Source organism: Nocardiopsis sp. NPDC050513 (assembly GCF_044457925.1).
Taxonomy (GTDB): domain Bacteria; phylum Actinomycetota; class Actinomycetes; order Streptosporangiales; family Streptosporangiaceae; genus Nocardiopsis.
Window position 1 is genome coordinate 117,437 of sequence record NZ_JBITHK010000015.1, and the last position, 16,772, is coordinate 134,208.

Here is a 16,772-nt window from a genome sequence, read left to right on the forward strand (position 1 = left end):
TGGCGGGCGACGGGGCGGGCCGGGACCCCTGGGGGTTCCGGCCCGCCCCGCGTTCGCCTACCGCACTCTCTGGGTGACGATGATGCACGCCAGCACGGCGACGGCGGCGATCGGAGCGCTGGGGGTGAGGGGCTCGCCCAGCAGCAGCACCGCCCACGACAGGGTGAGCACGGGCTGGGCGAGCTGGAGTTGGCTGCCCCGGGCCACACCGATGATCGCCATCCCGCCGTACCAGGCCACGAATCCGGCGAACTGGCTGACGAGCACGAGGTAGGCCAGACCGGTCACCGCCGTCGGGGTGGGGTGGGCCGGTTCCAACGCCAGGGCGAGCGCGGACGCCGGGACGAACACCGGCAGCGAGAACACCAGCGCCCAGGCGATGACCCGCCACCCGGGTGTCCGCGCGGCCAGACGTCCGCCCTCCGCGTACCCGGCGGCGCCGCCCACGACCGCGCCGATCATGTACAGGTCCCCGGTCGAGGGAACCCCGCCGCTGCGCAGGAACGTGAACGCGACGACCACGGCGGTCCCGGTCACCGCGGCCGCCCAGAACACGGGGGAGTGGCGCACGCCCGTGCGCACGGCGGCGTAGGCGGCGGTGGCGATGGGCATGGCGCCCACGACGACCGCGGCGTTGCCGGTGGAGGTGGTCTGGAGGGCGAGCGTGCTCAGCAGCGGGAAGAGCACCACGCATCCCAGGGCCACGACCAGGATCGGCGCGATCTGCCGACGGTCGGGTAGCGGTACCCGTGCCACGCGTAGCGCCACGGCGGCCAGCAGTCCGGCCAGGGCGCAGCGCACGGCCGTCACGGTCCAGGGACCGAACCCGTCCAACGCCCAGGCCGTAGCCGGAAGACTGAACGAGAAGCTGAGCACCCCCAGGGCGGCGAGCGTGGTTCCCGTGCGGACCGCTACCGGATTCCCAACGATAGCGCTATTCTGTACTCTCATGAATGAGAGTAGCAGTATGGGCGTTCTCGTCGCATCGCTGCGTCGCGACTTCGAGCGCTACCAGCCCGGGGAGAAGCTGCCGTCGAGCCGTGCGCTGGTGGAACGGTACGGCGTGGGGCCGGTGACCGTCTCGCGTGCCGTCGCCCAGCTGGCCGCCGAGGGGGTGCTCGTCACCCGGCCCGGAGCGGGAGCCTTCCGGGCCGAGCGGTCCGCCCCGGTCCGGCCCGGCGGGGACACCTCGTGGCAGGAGGTCGCGCTCAGCGCGGAGACCGCGACCGGGGCCCGCGGTTCCGTGCCCCGCTCCGTCGAGGACGCCGGGGTCCTGGCGACGCTCGCCGCGCCGCCGCCGGGCACGATCTCCTTCCAGGGCGGCTACCCGCACCCCTCGCTCCGGCCCGACCGGGCGCTGGCCTCCGCCCTGGCGGGCGCCGCCCGCCGTCCGGGCGTGTGGGAGCAGCCCCCGATCGGGGGGATCGAGGAGCTGCGCGGCTGGTTCGCGCGCGAGATCACCGGTCCCACCGGACACCTGGACGCCTCGCACGTCCTGATCACGGCGGGAGGGCAGAGCGCGCTCACCACCGCGCTGCGCGCCCTCGCCCCGCCCGGCGGGTCCGTCCTGGTGGAGTCGCCGACCTACGCGGGGCTCCTGGCCGTGGCGCGTGCCTCCGGGGTGCGCCCGGTTCCCGTGCCCGTGGACGCCGACGGTCTGCGCACGGAGCTGCTGGAGGGGGCCTTCCGCGCCACCGGCGCGCGCGTGCTCGTCTGCCAGCCGCTCTTCCACAACCCCACGGGCGCGGTGCTCGCTCCCGAACGCAGGTCGCGGGTCCTGCGGATCGCGCGTGAGGCGGGAGCGTTCGTCGTGGAGGACGACTTCGCGCGGCGTCTGGCCCACGCCGACGCCGGGTCCCTGCCGCCGCCGCTGGCGGCCGACGACGAGCACGGCACGGTCGTGCACGTCTGTTCGCTGACCAAGGCCACCTCGCCGAGCCTGCGGGTGGGCGCCCTGGCGGCCCGGGGGCCGGTGCTGCGCCGCCTGCGCGCCATCCAGGTGGTCGACAGCTTCTTCGTGCCCCGCCCCCTCCAGGAGGCCGCCCTGGAACTGGTCGGTTCCCCCGCCTGGCACCGCCACCTGCGCGCGCTCGCCGCGGGCCTGTCCGAGCGCCGCTCCGCGATGGGGGCCGCCCTGCTCCGGGAGCTGCCCTGGCTGGAGCAGCCGGTCTCGCGGCGCGGCGGCTACCACCTGTGGCTCCCGCTGCCCGAGGGGGCGGACGAGCGCGGAGTCGTCGCCGAGGCGCTCCGGTCGGGGGTCGCCGTGGCCCCGGGCCACGTCTACTTCCCGGCCGAACCGCCGGGACCGCACCTGCGGCTCAGCTTCGCGGCCACGGCGGGAGCCCACGAGATCGACGAGGGGGTGCGGCTGCTCGCCGGGGTGCTGCGCTGACCGCGCCCGTGCTCCGATCGCGGGCGCGACCCGCGACCCCGCTCAGCGGCGGGCGATACCGGCCAGGACGTGGACCTCGTGGGCGACGTCGTGCGGGGTGCGCGCCGGGCGGCGGAACGGGATGCGCACGTCGTGGTCGCCGTCGTCGGACTCCAGGCGCAGCAGCAGGCCGAAGCGGTCCACGCCCAGCGGGCGGGGGCGGCCGTCCGGAAGCGGGGCGGCGCACCGGTCCAGGAGCGCGTACAGGAGGTCGGAGTGGTCCTCCTCCAGGTGGCGCAGCCACGGCCCCTCCCAGCGGCCGAACGGGTCGCGGTGGGCGCGCCCGAACTCGCCGGGGTGGAGCAGGTGGCAGCCGTCCTGGGCGGAGTGCACGATCAGGTAGGGCGCCATGACGACCATGGTGGCCCCGTGGCCGAGGTCGAGGAGGCGCTCGTCCGGGTCCGCGGCCAGGATGTTCAGCGCGCGCTCGCGGGCCTCGTCCGGGTCCGGGACGCTCAGCGAGCCGCTGATCCACAGCAGGGAGCGGGTGGGGTCGCGCAGGTCCAGCGGGGCGACGTCGATGAACTCGACGGTCGCGTCCAGGGACCCCGCTCCGACCTCGTCCAGGACCGGATGGCCGTCCGGGACCAGCAGCGTGACCTCGTCGCCCGGTCCGGTGTGGCAGACAGGGGCCGGCAGGTCCACCGACAGGTCGGCGGTCGTCACGGTCGCGGGGTTGGGACGGGCCAGGACCGAACGTGCGCGTTCGGCGGGGGACGGCTCCAGGGCACGGCGGGACGCGCGCATGAGGATCATCTCATCTCTCTTAGGTAAGGCTAACCTACATGCAACTGCGCGGTGGGCGGTAGTCCGGGGTGCCCTGGACGCGCGAAGGCCCCCGGGCGCACCCGGGGGCCTCGGCGGCGTGGACGGTCAGCGGGCGGCGAACAGCCCGGCGCGCAGCTCTCCGGCGATGTCGGCGTCCCCGCGCAGCTCGAACCGGTCGATGAGCGCCTGGGGGTCGGCGAGGGCGGACTCGTCGTCGCTGATCCGACGGGCCAGGATCCGCAGCGACTCCTCGGTGGAGGCGTGCGCGGTGTACCCGCTCAGGTGCAGGGCACGCCCGGCGGGGGAGTAGCCGCTCAGGTCGGTCGACGGAAGCTTGCGCGCGTCGAGCCGGTCGCCGGCGACGGTGATGAACATCCGGTCGCCGGGCTGGGCGGCCTGCCGGCGCAGCAGCGGACGCAGGGAGTCGAACGCGGGCTGGTCGCGCCACACGAGCACGAGCAGGTCCGCGCCGGGGGCGGTCAGGCACAGCAGACGGCCCGGCTGGAGGCCCAGATGCGTCGCGTACCCCGCCGGGACCGCCACGGGAGCGCCGTTGAGGTGGTCGGCGGTGATGTCGACCCGGTGCCACCAGCGCCCGTCCGGGGCGCGGAAGCACCGCGCCGCCATCGCCGGATCGCCCGGGACGACGGGTGCCGCCGGGGAGGGCGGGGGAACGGCTGGGACCGGGCCGGAGGGCACGGGGTCGGCGCGGTGCGGGGTCGGGGGAGGGGCGGGTCTGTGGTGGATCTCCGGCGACGGTGCGGCGGGGACCTCCTCGGGAGCGGGGCCCGCCTGCCCTTCGGGACGGCGCCGGATGGGCAGCCCGTTCTCGGTCCGGGCGCCGGAACCGCCCGACGGGTCGTTCGAGGGCGCCTCCATCGGCACCGACGGGTCGACGAACACGTGTCCGTCCTTCAGGCTCACCCCGGGGGTGCTCAGCAACCAGGCCCGCAGCTCCTGCTGGCGGATGCCGATCTGCCCCAGGCGCAGGCCCGCGTCGGTGAGGCTCGGGGCGTCGGTCAGCAGTTCGCGGGTCTGCCAGCGCAGACGGTTGGGGTCGTCGGCGATCAGCCAGCCGTTGTGCATCCGGCGGTCGGTGAACAGGGTGATGACCACCCGCCACAGCGGTGTGTGCAGCGTGGGAACGTTCACGGCGTGGTCGGCATGGGCGTTGATCAGCCGGTCGATGGTGGTGGCCGAACCCAGCTGCTCGGACAGTTCGCGCAGGTGCTTGGTGATCGGCGCGCCCTCGGGGGAGTTGAGCCACCGCAGCAGGCGTTCCTCGACCCGGCGTTGGGCCGCGCGGATCTCGGTGACGTCCACCGCGATCTGCTCGGAGAGCACGCGGATGCTGATCGGATCGGTCGCGAAGAGCCGCTCCGCGGCCACCGTGCGCTCCAGATCGGGCCAGGAGCGGAACAGGCCGTCGACCAGGTCGACCAGCGGGTGCTCGCCCAGGGCCGGCGCGGGCGGCTCCTCCTCCACGGGCTCGGAGCGCATCGCCTTGGGCGGACCGAAGGAGGGTCGGCGCAGCGTGCGTCCGGGGCCCAGCAGGGAGCTGCGGAACTGCGAGCGCAGGTCGCCGAACCCCTCGGTGCCCGTGGAACCGGCGACGGTCTCGGCGCTCTGGGCGCCGCCCGGGATCATCGCGGCGGAGCTGACCATGCCGGTCGGGGCGGAACCCTGTCCGACCGCGGCGGCCTCCGGGGCGAACTGGTCCTCGGCGCGTTGGGCGCGCAGGGCCCGGAGCGTGCGGATGGCCCGGGTCGCCGGAGTCTGCGGAGGCGTCGGGTCGAGCCCGGCGCCCTCGAAGGCCCCCGACCCGTCGGCCACGCCCGTCGCCGCGGTGAGGTACTCCAGCGCGCTGCGCACGTGTTCGGGGGCGGAGTCCGGCAGCCAGTGCGCGACCGTGCGTACGGCCTCCTGCATCAGCGCGGGGGAGGGCGTGGGGCCGCTGGGCAGTTCGCAGCAGGGCTGGAGGGCCCGCCAGGCCACCGTGCTGACGATGTCGAGGACGCCGCAGCCGGGGATCGGCCACTCCCGGATCTCCTGGGGGCTGGCGGAGATGAGGTGCTCCCAGTCGCCCGCGGTCGCCGAGACCGCGCCGCGTACCGGCTCGGCCAGGTCGGCGCAGTCCACCGGTTGGGTGCGCAGGCTCGGGAGGAACTCGCCGAGCGGGACGTGCGCCCACTGCTCGGTGGCCAGTCGGGCGATGCCGTGGGCGAGCCAGGGCGGTCCGGCGATGTCGAGCACGCGCGCCACGGGCAGCGAGTGCCACCAGCCGTCGATGAGCCGGTCGTGGTGGAGCAGCGGTGCCACGTCCGGCGACCGCGACCACCGCAGGGCGGGAGCGAGGTCGACGAGGCAGATCGGGGAGACGGCGTTCATCCGCTGGGGACCTCGACCTCCTGGTGACTGCACGTGAATTGGGGAGGAACCGCACGGGCCTTCGGTTCGGTGCACCACAGTACGCGCCCCTCACCCACGGTGGTCCGGACCGGTGGGGCCGGTCGGTTGTGCCGTGAGTGGGCACGGCGTGCCGGGGGACGGGGGCGCCGCGAGTACTTGACGGAGATCGTACGTGGCCGGGAGCCACATGGGTACCCCCGGGACGTCCCGGTCTGGCCCGGCCCGGCTGTGGCCCGGCCGTGCCGGGACCGTGACGAGGGCCGTCGCGGACACGGCGGACCGCGCCGATGTGAGCCACCTCATAGCCCTCGGGGGGTGGCGGAGGGCCGACGGGGCCGGGGCCGCGGTGCGCGGACCGTCCGGGGGACCCGGCCGGACCAGGGTGTCCGACCCGTCCCGGACCCTCCCCGTTCCGGCGTGCTGACGGCGGTCACGGGTATGCTGGTCGGGCACTGTCCTCGTCCGAACGCCCTTCGGTCGGGAGGCCGCCCAGCGGTCGGCCCGGGGTCGACGGTGTTCGGATCGGGGCGGCGGCATCGCGGCCCCTGCCAGACTTCCGTATCCCGCGCGCCCTCGGCGCAACGCGCGCGCGGGGCGGTCGAGCCGGACGATTGGTTGACGTGACTGACGTAGAGACGAATCCCCCAGCCGCCGCGCGCGCGAGAAGACCGGACGCCATCCGGTCCTACGTCGCGATCGGCGACAGCATCACCGAGGGGATGGAAGACGACAGCGGACCGAACGGCGGGTACCGAGGCTTCGCCGATCGCCTCGCGGAGCACCTCGGCTCCTACACACCCGACTTCCGCTACGCGAACCTCGCCGTGCGCGGCCGCCGGATGCGGCACATCTTCGGCGAACAGCTCGACCGGACCCTGGAGTGGAAGCCGGACCTGGTGACCGTCCTGGCGGGCGGCAACGACGTGCTGCGGCCCGGCGGCGACCTCGACGACCTCGCCGAGCAGTTCGAGGCGGGCATCCGGAAGCTGCGCGACGCCGGGATCCGCGTCGTGATCCTGTCCGGCCACGACACCGGGTGGATCCCCGTCCTGCGCTACTACCGCGGCCGCATCGCCGTGTTCAGCATGCACATGCGCGCCGTCGCCGAGCGCACCGGCACCGAGATCGTGGACCTGTGGGCGCTCAACGCCCTCACCGACTCCCGTGCCTGGAGCGACGACCGCCTCCACCTCAACGGCGCCGGGCACCGGATCGTCGCGGCCCGCATCGCCGACCTGCTCGGCTTCCCGATGGGCCCCCGCGAGTCCTGGACCGACCCGTGGAGCACCCCGCCCCAGCAGCTGCCGCGCATCCTGCGCCGCCGGGAGAACCGCCGCTGGGCCCGCCAGTACCTGGTGCCGTGGCTGCGCCGCCGTGCCCTGGGCCGGTCCTCCGGCGACGGCCGCCTGCCCAAACGGCCCACGCTGGACTACCTGCACGACGAGGCCACCCGCGAGCGGATGGCGCGCGCCATCGAGGCGGTCGTGGAGCGCGGCGGCTTCGAGGCCGTCGACGAGGGCGTGCCGACCAGCAGCCCGTCGGGCACCAAGGGCCCCGCGCCCAGCCACTAGGGGCGCGCCGCGGACGCACACCCCGCCGCGCGACGCCCGCCCCGGCCCGCCGCCGGGGCGGCGCGGATCCGGCTCAGCTGCGCGAGAGCGACTGGATCAGGTCGGACACGTGGACCACGCCCGCGACCTGACCGTAGGAGTTGACGGCGACCAGGTCCTCGTAGACGCGCGCGTTGTCCTGCCCGGCCACGCGCAGCGCGGCGATCGCCGACATCCACGCGGGCACGGTCCGCGGCGACTCCGCCAGCCGCATCGAGGGCCGCTTGGCGTGCAGCGCGTGCCCGTACCGGCCGGTCACCGACAGCAGGAACCGCGTGCGGTCGATGACGCCCAGCGGGCGGTCCCGGTGGTCGATGAGGATGACGCTGTTGAGCGCCGGATCGCCGGTGAACGCGTCGAGGATCTCCTCGGCGGTGGAGTCGGCGTCGAAGCCCACGGGCGGGAGCATGAACTCGGTGATCTGCGGCCCGGCGTCGCCGGGGTCCTGGTCGGTCGTCACGGGTTCGGGCACGGGCGTGACGCGTTCGCCCGGCCGCCAGTCGCTGTCGGCGAAGAAGTCGCCGGTCCCCACGCGCAGGCCGCAGCGGCGCAGCCGGACGACGTCCTCGGCGCTGGAGACGCCCGCCGCCATCGCGTAGACCCCGCTGCCCCGGCCGATGCGGGCCAACCCCTCGACGATGGTGGTCCGCCGCTGGTCGGAGGAGACCCCGGACACGATCGTGGGGTCCAGCCGGACGAGGAACGGCGTGGTCTCCAGGATCAGGTCCGGGCGGATCAACGCGGTGCCGAAGCCGCAGCGGAACCCGGCGGCCCGCAGCCGCGCCACACCGGAGGCGACGGTTCTGCCGGGCAGGTCGGCCAGGTCCGCGGTGAGCATGAAGGTGATGTCTCGCGGGCGCCGGCCCGCCTGGCGGAGCCGGCTGTCGACCAGAGAGACGAACGCGTCGCCCGCGGTCAGCGTCCGCGCGGGAAGGGGCAGGACGAGCGGGAGCAGGCTCTCGGTGCTCGCCGCCTCCTTGACCAGTGCCAGCAGCCATTCGGCGACCACGACCTGTTCCCGGTCGGTCACCTCGTCGACGCCGTCCCGGCCGGCGGGCGGCAGGGACGTGACGACCTCGACCGCCACGATGGCCCCGGAGTCGAGGTCCACGACGGGCCGGTAGGTCACGGAGCCGGAGGGACGCCGGGCGGCCGGACGGCTCCTGTCGGTACGGGGGCTCTCTGCGAGATGCTGGGGCGATTGGACAGTCACGTTCCCATGGTGACGGGGCCGGAACTCCGGCAGAAGGCTTGTGAGCCGCTGTTCAGCAGACCTTCACCTGCGCGAAGTCCCAGCAGGTCACGCGCGGTCACCTGTTCCGGACACGGAGAACGGGCGCCACGGCGGTGCCGTGGCGCCCGGAAGTGACGCCCGAGAGCCGGCTCAGGCGCGGCGGAACGCCAGGGCGACGTTGTGCCCGCCGAAACCGAAGGACTCGTTGATGGCCGCCACGTCGCCGGCGGGCATGTCCCGGGGCTTGTCGCGGACGATGTCCACGACGACCTCCGGGTCGAGCTCCTCGATGTTGATCGTCGGCGGGATGCGGCCGTCGTGCAGCGCCAGGACCGTGGCGATCGACTCCACGGCGCCGGCGCCGCCCAGCAGGTGGCCGGTCATCGACTTGGTCGAGGTCACCGCGACGCGGTCCGTGGCGCTGTCGCCCAGGGCGGAGCGGATCGCGCGGGTCTCGCCGACGTCGCCGGCGGGCGTCGACGTGGCGTGCGCGTTGACGTGCACGATGTCGTCCGGCGTCAGACCGCCGTCGGCCAGGGCCAGGTTGATCGCCCGGGCCTGACCCGCGCCCTCGGGGTCGGGCTGGACGATGTCGTAGGAGTCGGCGGTGTAGCCCACACCGGCGGCGTGCGCGTACACGCGGGCGCCGCGGCTGGCGGCGTGCTCGGCGGACTCCAGGACGATGATCCCGGCGCCCTCGCCCATGACGAACCCGTCGCGGTCCTTGTCCCACGGGCGGGAGGCGCCCTGCGGGTCGTCGTTGCGGGTGGACAGGGCGCGCATGGACGCGAACGAGGCGATGTTGAGCGGGTGGATCGCCGCCTCGGTGCCTCCGGCGATGACGATGTCGGCGCGGCCGTCGCGGATCATGTCGACCGCGTTGGCGATGGCCTCGGCACTGGACGCGCAGGCGCTGACCGGGGCGTGCGCACCGGCGCGGGCACCGTACTCCAGGGAGACCGCGGCGGCGGGGCTGTTGGGCATGAGCATGGGCACGGTGAACGGGGAAACCCGCTTCCAGCCCTTCTCGCGGAAGGTGTCGTACTGCTCGAGGATGGTGAGGATGCCCCCGATGCCGCTGGAGACGACGACACCGAGGCGGACGGGGTCGACCTCGGGGCTGCCCGCGTCGGCCCAGGCCTCCTCGGCGGCGATCAGGGCGAACTGCTGGGTGCGGTCGAGCCTGCGCAGCCTCGGGCGGGGAAGCTTCTCGGAGGGTTCCTGCGCGATGCGCCCGGCGAAGTGCACCGGGAGCGTCTCGTGCCAGTCGGGGTCGAGCATGGTGACACCGGACCGGCCGTCGAGGAGCGCGGACCATGTGGTCGCGACGTCACCCCCGAGGGGGGTGGTGGCACCGAGGCCGGTGACGACGACATCGGTCTTGGACATGATCCGATCGCCCTTCTCGTAGATCGTACCCGGACGCGGGGAACCGGGAGGCGTTGGCGGATGTCTGGACGGGGCCGGGCGGCGCGCGGCCGACCGGGTTCGCGGACGGGGCCGCCGGGGCCGGTGTCCCCGGCCCCGGCGCCCCGGGGACGCTACTTCTGGATGAAGGTGATGACGTCCTGGACCGTCTTCAGGTCCTTGAGCTGGTCGTCGGGGATCTCGACGCCGAACTTGTCCTGGGCGGCGACGGCGATCTCCACCATGGACAGCGAGTCGATGTCCAGGTCGTCGACGAAGCTCTTCTCCGGGGTGACCTCGGAGGGCTCGGTGCCGACGATCTCCTCGATGATCTCGCCGAGGCCGGTCAGGATCTCCTGCTCGCTGTGGGCCATGTCGTGTGTCTCCTTGCTTGACGTTCTGTTCCGGGGGGCGTCCCGCGCTGTGCGGGGCCGGCTCGTGCGGAGTGCCGCGGGCCGGGGGTGCGGGATCAGGGGATGCGGATCACCTGAGCGGCGTACACCAGTCCCGCCCCGAAGCCCAGGGTGAGCACGGTGCTCCCCGAGGGCAGTTCTCCGCGTCCGACCATGCGCGAGAGCGCGAGGGGAATGGACGCGGAAGAGGTGTTGCCAGCGGTGACGATATCGCGGGCCACGAGTGCCTGTGGCGCACCCAGCTTCCGCGCGATCGACTCCACGATGCGCAGATTGGCCTGGTGCGGCACGAACGCGGTCAGCTCACCGGGTTCCACCCCGGCCCTGTCGAGGGCCTCCAGCGCGACCTTGTACAGCTCCGTGGTGGTCCAGCGGAAGACCGCCTGACCCTCCTGGTGGAGGTACTTGTGGTCGCGCAGGTAGATCTTGTCGGCGCGGTCGCCGTCCGAGCCCCAGACCACGGGGCCGATGCCGTGCTCCTCGGCCGCGGAGACCACGACGGCGCCCGCGCCGTCGGCGAAGATCACACAGGTGGACCGGTCGTCCCAGTCCACCCACTCGCTGAGCTTCTCCGAGCCGACCACGAGCACGTTGCGGGCGCTCCCGGCGCGCACCGCGTCCGAGGCGACGCCGAGCGCGTAGCAGAAGCCCGCGCAGGCGGCGTTGACGTCGAAGGCCCCCGGGGCGGTGATGCCCAGGCGCGCGGCGACCGTCGCGGCGGTGTTGGGGATCTGGTCGGTGGCGGTGCACGTGGCGACGACCACCAGGTCGATGTCGTCGGGGGACAGCCCGCTGGCCGCCAGCGCCTTGCCGCCCGCGGCCACGCCCATGCTCGCCACGGTGTCGTCGGGACCGGCGACGCGGCGCTCCTCGATGCCGACGCGGCTGCGGATCCACTCGTCCGTGGTCTCGACCCGGGCCTCCAGGTCGGCGTTGGTCACGACCCGCGAGGGCTGGTACTCACCGAAGGCGACGATGGCCGCGCCCGCGGGAGCACTCGGGGTGTTGAACATGTCTCAGCCTTCCTGGTCGGCGCCCGCCGGGGCGCTGACCCCGGCGTGCTCCTTGATGAGGGCGGTGGCGCGGTCGATGTCGTCCGGCGTCTTCACCGCGAGCAGTTCGATCCCGCGCAGCGCCCGCTTGGCCAGACCCGTGAGGGTGCCGGCCGGGGTCAGCTCGATCAGGGCGGTCACGCCCAGGTCGGCCAGGGTCTGGGTGCAGGAGTCCCAGCGGACGGGCGAGGAGATCTGGGAGACGAGGCGGTCGAGGTACTCCGATCCGCGCTCGACGACGGCGCCGTCGGTGTTGGACAGCAACCGGACCGTGGGGTCCTGGGGGGACAGGGGGGCGGCGGCCGCGCGGACGCGCTCCACGGCGGGGGCCATGTGCTCGGTGTGGAACGCGCCGGCGACGGAGAGGGGGCGCAGCCGTGCGCGGGCGGGCGGGGCCTCCGCGAACGCGGCGAGCTGCCCGGTGGTCCCGGCGGCCACGATCTGCCCCGATCCGTTGTCGTTGGCGGGGGTCAGCCCGGCGTCCGCGATCGCCTCGAGCACCTCCTCGCGCACCCCCCCGAGGACGGCGGTCATGCCGGTCTCGGTGCGCGCGGCGGCGTCGGCCATCCCCCGGCCGCGCTCGGCGACCAGGGCCAGGGCGTCATGGGGGGACAGCACCCCGGCCACCGCCGCGGCGGTGAACTCGCCCACGCTGTGACCGGCGACGGCGTCCACGAGGGCGCGGTCGGCCGGCAGCGCCGGGGAGGGCGTGGTCAGTGTGCCCAGGATGGCGGAGGCGGCCACCAGACCGGCGCTGACCAGCAACGGCTGGGCGACGGCCGTGTCGCGGATCTCGTCCGCGTCGGCCTCGGTGCCGTAGCGGACCAGGTCGAGACCCGTGACCTCGGACCACGCGGCGAGCTGTTCGGGGACACCGGACAGTTCGAGCCACGGGGAGAGGAAACCGGGGACCTGGGCGCCTTGGCCTGGAGCAACGATTACAAGCACGTCATCAACCTTGCCCTGTGGGAGTTCACCAGTCAGAGGGGGAGGGACACGAAGTTCCCTCGGGGTCGTTTGTAGGCCCTCCACAAAACGGTAGTCGAGACCGCGGAACCGCAGGTGCGCGTGGAGTGTGAGAGATCACTCCGGGGCGGCCGGAGGGGCGCGCCAACTGGGGCGCGGGACACCGGCGGCGCGCTCCGGGCCGCCGCTGACGTGGGGCGGCCCGCCCCCGGGCCGGTCACGGGATGCGAACCTAGAGGTGTGAACACCCAAGACCAGGATGCCAGGGACTTCGCCGGCGGGGAACAGGACCGGACCGAGCAGGACCGCGTGCGCGCCGAGACCGTGCGGCGGTTGGAGCGCTCCATGGGCGCGCTCGGCACGGCCGCCGTCGCGCGCATGGACGAGCGGCTCGGCTGGTTCCGCAGGATGTCGGCCGAGGACCGGTCGTGGATCGGCCTGGTCGCGCAGTCGGGGGTGGCGGCCTTCGTCGACTGGTTCCGCAACCCGGTGCGCGGTCGGCCCGCGATCACGGTCGAGGTTTTCGGCACGGCTCCGCGCGAGCTGACCCGGTCGGTGTCGCTCCAGCAGACCGTCGACATGATCCGCGTGGTCATCGACGTGGTCGAGGCCCAGGTCGACGAACTCGCGGCGCCGGGCGGGGCCCAGCAGCTGCGCGAGGCGGTCCTGCGCTACACGCGCGAGGTGGCGTTCAGCTCGGCGAAGGTCTACGCACGGGCGGCCGAGGCCCGGGGGGCGTGGGACGCCCGTCTGGAGGCGCTCATCGTCGACGCGCTGCTGCACGGCGACCGGGAGGAGGGCCTGGAGACCTGGGGGTCGGCTCTGGGCTGGTCGCACACCCCGGTCATCGCCGTGGCCGGGGAGACGGAGGGCGAGGGCGGAGCCAAGGTCCTGGACGACCTGCGCGCGGCCGCCCGGCGCCTCGGGCACGACGTGCTCGCGGGCCGTCAGGGGCCGCGGGTGGTCGTGGTGGTCGGTGTCGGCGACCGCTACCCGCAGGAGGAGCTGCCCCTCGCCGCGGCGGAGCCCCTGGCGGGGCTGTTCGGGCCGGGGCCGGTCGTGGTCGGCCCGGCCGTGCCCGACCTGCGCGCCGCGGGGTCCTCGGCGCGGGCGGCGGTCAGCGGCCTGCGCGCGGCGGTGGCCTGGCCCGACGCGCCGCGCCCGGTGCTCGCCGACGACCTGCTGCCCGAGCGCGCGTTGCACGGAGACGCCGACGCGCGGCGGCAGCTGGTGGAGGAGGTCCACGTCCCGCTGGCCAAGGCCGGGTCGCCGCTGTTGGACACACTGTCGGTGTACCTGGAGCACGCGTCGTCGCTGGAGGCCACTGCGCGGATGCTGTTCGTCCACCCCAACACCGTCCGGTACCGGCTCAGCCGCATCGCCGAACTGACCGGGCACACGCCCTCGGACGGCCGCGGGTCGTTCGTGCTCAGGATCGCCGTGGCCCTGGGGCGGCTGGAGGGCGCCGCGTAGGGGAGGGGTCCCCAGGCCGTGCGGCGTGTCGCGCATCCGTTCGTAACCCCATCGTTGCCCGCCATACCTGCCTACTTATGGATGTTTCACTCCGGTCGGGTATGTCTGTAACTGCCCGTGTGCGCCCGGGGACCACACGAAAGGGATAACTTTGTGGTGGGCGGAACGCCGGTGGGATCCGCGAGGACGGGCACACGCGAGGTCCCCGCGCCGCCCCGGCACGACGTTCTTGGGGGGTCAAGGCTGTGGTCGAGCGACCGAGGAAGAGCTTCCGGCTGATCGAGACGGCGACCGATGCCGTACTCCAGCCCACACAGGAGGGCGAGCTGCGCAGACGGGTCCTTTTCTGGGTTCCCGCGCCGGTCCCGGTCCTCGCCCTCGTCTACCTCCTGGTCGGGGGTGAGCTGTCCGCGCCGGGGTGGACGATCCTCCTGGCTTCCTCGGTGGGCGTGGGGACGCTGCTCCTCGCCCTGGTCGTCCAGCCGACGCCGCTCCCGGAGGGGCTGTCCCCGCAGGTCTCCGCGCGCCGGTCCCTGCACCGCTTCCGGCAGTTCACCAGCCTGCGGGTGTGCCTGGCCCTCGTCCCGGTGCTGCTCGGCGCCGCGGCGTCCCTCGTGGGCGGCGGCCTCTACCCGCTCCTGGCCGCCCTCACTCTGGCCTGGCCGCAGCTGCTGCTGGCGCTGCCCACCTTCTTCACCATCACGCGGGCGCGCCGCGCCATGGAGGCGTGGGGCACCACCGCCTACCTCTGGCACGCCCTGTCCCGCCGGGCCGCGGTCACCTGGCCGGTCGCCACGCCGATCGCGCGCGCCTGGCGGCGGTGGCGGGAGGAGCGGGACCGCCGCCGCGCCGAGGCGGCGTCGGCCGCCGAGCGGACCGCCGCGGAGGCTCCGGAGGCCGGTGCGGCCCCGGTCGGCGCGGACTCCGGCGACGCGGGCCCGGCGGCCCCGGCCGCGGGGGACCGGGCGGCGCGCGTGGACGCGGGGGACACGGCGGACGCCCGGGACGGATCGCGCTCGGGGGCCGGGATCTGGACCGAGCGGACGCGGGTGGCCGCGGACGGGACGCGGGTCATCGTGCACCGCGCGGCGCGGAGCATCATCGAACGGGGCGGTGCGCTGCGGACCGCCGGCCGGGACCGCCACGGCACGCGGTCGACGCGGCGTCCGAGCTCGCCCAAGCCCTGATCGCGCGGGGCGCCGCGTGAGGGCGGTACGGCCTCACACGCGCGCGCGGCGGTGCACCCGGGGCAGGGCGTCCGGCCCCGCCCCGGGGCAGTGGTACCAGGCGGCCTCCGCCGAGGCGCCCTCGAAGACCACCTCGCCGATGGTGTTCCCGAAGTAGGGAGGACCCTCCAGCCGCCAGCGGAGCCACGGCCGGGGCACCCCGGCGAGCCGCGCCAGGACCCGCCCCAGGACCGCGAACGGCCCGCTGGCGGACAGGCGGGCCGCCCGGCGCAGGTGGATCGGCAGCTGGTTGCACAGCGGCGAGGAGACGAGCTGGGCCACGCGTGTGCGGCGCCCGCCTGACGGGGCCGGTCGCGTCGCGTCCTGTTCCGCGCCCTCACTGCGGGTCCCGTCCGTCCCCCCGGTCCGTGCGAGGTAGGAGAAGTGGACGTCCCCGCTGAGGAACAGGAGCGTGGCCGGGGCCCGGCCGCGCTCGCCCCCGGCCAGCGCGCGCACCCCCGCGCCCAGGCGCCGGAAGGAGTACTGGAAGGCGCCCCAGTGCTCCAGGTCCAGGGCTTGGCGGACCCGCTCGGCCGGTCCCCGGGCCCAGCGGCCCCACGCGCCCGCGCACACGGCCTCGTTCCAGGCCTCCAGGTGGTGGACGGCCGGGGGGAGCAGGACGGGGACCGTGGAGGCGACCACGACGTGCTCGGGGCCGCCCGTGAGCTGCTCGTCGAGCCAGTCGTGCCCGTCCGGGCCGAGGATGGACCGCCCGGATCCCTCGTCGAGGGCGCGGCCGCACCGGGTGTCGGCGACCAGGACACGGACCGGACCGACGTCGAGGCGGTGGCTCCAGCGGTAGGAGGAGGGTTCGGAGTGGGCGCGCCATGCGAGGTCGTCCACGACCTCGGCCGCGTCGGAGCCGTGGTCGCGCACCCGGGCCCAGACGGGGTCGGCGGCGCGGGCGTCGGGGGAGAGGTTGCCCAGGTGCTGGTAGACCCAGTACGCGCCCAGGCCGCTGGTGATCCGCGACCGCCACCAGGGGAGGGCGTCCATGGCGCGGCGCCAGGCGGCGGAGGTGTTCCAGTCGTCGCGGACGTCGTGGTCGTCGAAGACCATGAGGCTGGGGACGGTCGACAGCAGCCAGCGCACCTGGGGGTCGCTCCAGGCCTGCCGGTACAGCTCGGCGTACTCGTCGTACCGGACCACCTCGTCGCCGGGGGCGCCGTCGGCGGGGTCGGCGGCGCGCGACCGGCGCAGGACCGCGCGCATGGACTCCTGCACCTCGTCCGCGTAGACCTGGTCGCCGATGAGCAGCAGCAGGAGGTTGCCGTCCACGGGTTCCCGGGCCAGCCGCCGGGCGGTGGCGCGGAGCATGTCCGGTCCGTGGCGGACCAGGCCCTCCGGGCTGTCGCCCGTGGGGGTGTGGCACGAGCCGTACAGCAGGCGGGTGGGGGCGTCGGGGTCGAGGGTGCGCAGGACGCTGGGCGGGAAGGGGCTGTCCGGTTCGGGCCACGCGGGCGCGTCGTCGAGGAGGACCTCGTAGGGGAGGCGGGCGCCGGGTGGGAGGCCGACGACCTCGCACACCGCGTAGTGGTGGCCGTGCACGGTGAAGGTGCGTGCCGAGGCGGCCTCGCGGCCGGCGGCGCGGACGCGCACGAGGCACGGGGCGTCCGTCTCCACCCACACCGTCGCGGTGGTCGGTCCGGCGTGCCGGACCAGGGGCCCCAGACGTAACGAGACAGTCACCGTTCCCCCTCGTTTGTCCCAGGTTCTCACACGTCGTGGACGAGTATGGCGTTTCGTGGGCGCATCGTCATCCACAGTCGGGCGGAAGATGGTT

The 16,772-nt window shown here is 74.5% G+C and carries 13 protein-coding genes; 4 read left to right on the plus strand and 9 right to left on the minus strand.

The genetic code is table 11. From position 1 onward, the window contains the following. Positions 1-57: 57 nt before the first annotated feature. A complete protein-coding gene (locus tag ACIBFB_RS23435; protein ID WP_397233551.1) occupies positions 58-951 on the minus strand; it encodes a DMT family transporter in 894 nt (297 codons plus the stop codon). A gap of 16 nt (positions 952-967) precedes the next feature. On the opposite strand from ACIBFB_RS23435, the gene ACIBFB_RS23440 reads away from it, so the two are divergent. After that, complete coding sequence (locus tag ACIBFB_RS23440) at positions 968-2,392, plus strand: PLP-dependent aminotransferase family protein (RefSeq protein WP_397233553.1); 1,425 nt, start codon at positions 968-970, stop codon at positions 2,390-2,392. A gap of 42 nt (positions 2,393-2,434) precedes the next feature. Here ACIBFB_RS23440 and ACIBFB_RS23445 read toward each other — a convergent pair whose 3' ends face one another. Together ACIBFB_RS23445 and ACIBFB_RS23450 are read right to left on the minus strand one after the other, a co-directional pair. Beyond that, the gene (locus tag ACIBFB_RS23445) at positions 2,435-3,187 is read right to left on the minus strand and encodes a DUF2470 domain-containing protein (RefSeq protein WP_397233555.1); all 753 of its coding nucleotides are present in this window, start codon (positions 3,185-3,187) and stop codon (positions 2,435-2,437) included. Between the two features lie 117 nt (positions 3,188-3,304). After that, positions 3,305-5,587 carry a hypothetical protein gene (locus ACIBFB_RS23450; protein WP_397233557.1) on the minus strand — a complete coding sequence of 761 codons (2,283 nt, stop codon included), beginning with the start codon at positions 5,585-5,587 and terminating at the stop codon, positions 3,305-3,307. A gap of 641 nt (positions 5,588-6,228) precedes the next feature. Here ACIBFB_RS23450 and ACIBFB_RS23455 point away from each other — a divergent pair. After that, positions 6,229-7,179: an SGNH/GDSL hydrolase family protein gene (locus tag ACIBFB_RS23455; protein WP_397233559.1), complete on the plus strand. Its 951-nt coding sequence runs from the start codon at positions 6,229-6,231 to the stop codon at positions 7,177-7,179. A 73-nt stretch (positions 7,180-7,252) separates the two neighbouring features. Here the strand turns inward: ACIBFB_RS23455 and ACIBFB_RS23460 are convergent, their stop codons facing one another. The 5 genes from ACIBFB_RS23460 to ACIBFB_RS23480 all read right to left on the minus strand — a co-directional run bounded on the left by ACIBFB_RS23460 (position 7,253) and on the right by ACIBFB_RS23480 (position 12,272). Continuing rightward, positions 7,253-8,431: an EAL domain-containing protein gene (locus ACIBFB_RS23460; RefSeq protein WP_397233561.1), complete on the minus strand. Its 1,179-nt coding sequence runs from the start codon at positions 8,429-8,431 to the stop codon at positions 7,253-7,255. 171 nt (positions 8,432-8,602) lie between these two features. Further along, positions 8,603-9,841, minus strand: a complete 1,239-nt coding sequence (gene fabF / locus ACIBFB_RS23465; RefSeq protein ID WP_397233563.1) for a beta-ketoacyl-ACP synthase II — start codon at positions 9,839-9,841, stop codon at positions 8,603-8,605. Positions 9,842-9,993: 152 nt separating this feature from the next. After that, positions 9,994-10,233 carry an acyl carrier protein gene (locus ACIBFB_RS23470; RefSeq protein WP_017598397.1) on the minus strand — a complete coding sequence of 80 codons (240 nt, stop codon included), beginning with the start codon at positions 10,231-10,233 and terminating at the stop codon, positions 9,994-9,996. Between the two features lie 95 nt (positions 10,234-10,328). Then, on the minus strand, positions 10,329-11,285 hold the full coding sequence (locus ACIBFB_RS23475) for a beta-ketoacyl-ACP synthase III (RefSeq protein ID WP_397233566.1): 957 nt from the start codon (positions 11,283-11,285) through the stop codon (positions 10,329-10,331). Positions 11,286-11,288: 3 nt separating this feature from the next. Next, positions 11,289-12,272, minus strand: a complete 984-nt coding sequence (locus ACIBFB_RS23480; RefSeq protein WP_397233568.1) for an ACP S-malonyltransferase — start codon at positions 12,270-12,272, stop codon at positions 11,289-11,291. Positions 12,273-12,530: 258 nt separating this feature from the next. Between ACIBFB_RS23480 and ACIBFB_RS23485 the strand changes: the two genes are divergently transcribed. Both ACIBFB_RS23485 and ACIBFB_RS23490 read left to right on the plus strand, forming a co-directional pair. After that, complete coding sequence (locus ACIBFB_RS23485) at positions 12,531-13,763, plus strand: PucR family transcriptional regulator (protein ID WP_397233571.1); 1,233 nt, start codon at positions 12,531-12,533, stop codon at positions 13,761-13,763. A gap of 245 nt (positions 13,764-14,008) precedes the next feature. After that, complete coding sequence (locus ACIBFB_RS23490; RefSeq protein ID WP_397233573.1) at positions 14,009-14,950, plus strand: hypothetical protein; 942 nt, start codon at positions 14,009-14,011, stop codon at positions 14,948-14,950. Positions 14,951-14,983: 33 nt separating this feature from the next. Here the strand turns inward: ACIBFB_RS23490 and ACIBFB_RS23495 are convergent, their stop codons facing one another. After that, complete coding sequence (locus ACIBFB_RS23495; RefSeq protein WP_397233575.1) at positions 14,984-16,678, minus strand: alkaline phosphatase D family protein; 1,695 nt, start codon at positions 16,676-16,678, stop codon at positions 14,984-14,986. Positions 16,679-16,772 lie beyond the last annotated feature (94 nt).

What these genes read in the sequence shown, in the direction of transcription:
- ACIBFB_RS23445 (WP_397233555.1), bottom strand. Translation starts at nt 3,187, where the DNA reads ATGATCCTCATGCGCGCGTCCCGCCGTGCCCTGGAGCCGTCCCCCGCC.
- ACIBFB_RS23440 (WP_397233553.1), top strand. Translation starts at nt 968, where the DNA reads ATGGGCGTTCTCGTCGCATCGCTGCGTCGCGACTTCGAGCGCTACCAG.
- ACIBFB_RS23475 (WP_397233566.1), bottom strand. Translation starts at nt 11,285, where the DNA reads ATGTTCAACACCCCGAGTGCTCCCGCGGGCGCGGCCATCGTCGCCTTC.
- ACIBFB_RS23470 (WP_017598397.1), bottom strand. Translation starts at nt 10,233, where the DNA reads ATGGCCCACAGCGAGCAGGAGATCCTGACCGGCCTCGGCGAGATCATC.
- ACIBFB_RS23435 (WP_397233551.1), bottom strand. Translation starts at nt 951, where the DNA reads ATGAGAGTACAGAATAGCGCTATCGTTGGGAATCCGGTAGCGGTCCGC.
- ACIBFB_RS23450 (WP_397233557.1), bottom strand. Translation starts at nt 5,587, where the DNA reads ATGAACGCCGTCTCCCCGATCTGCCTCGTCGACCTCGCTCCCGCCCTG.
- fabF (WP_397233563.1), bottom strand. Translation starts at nt 9,841, where the DNA reads ATGTCCAAGACCGATGTCGTCGTCACCGGCCTCGGTGCCACCACCCCC.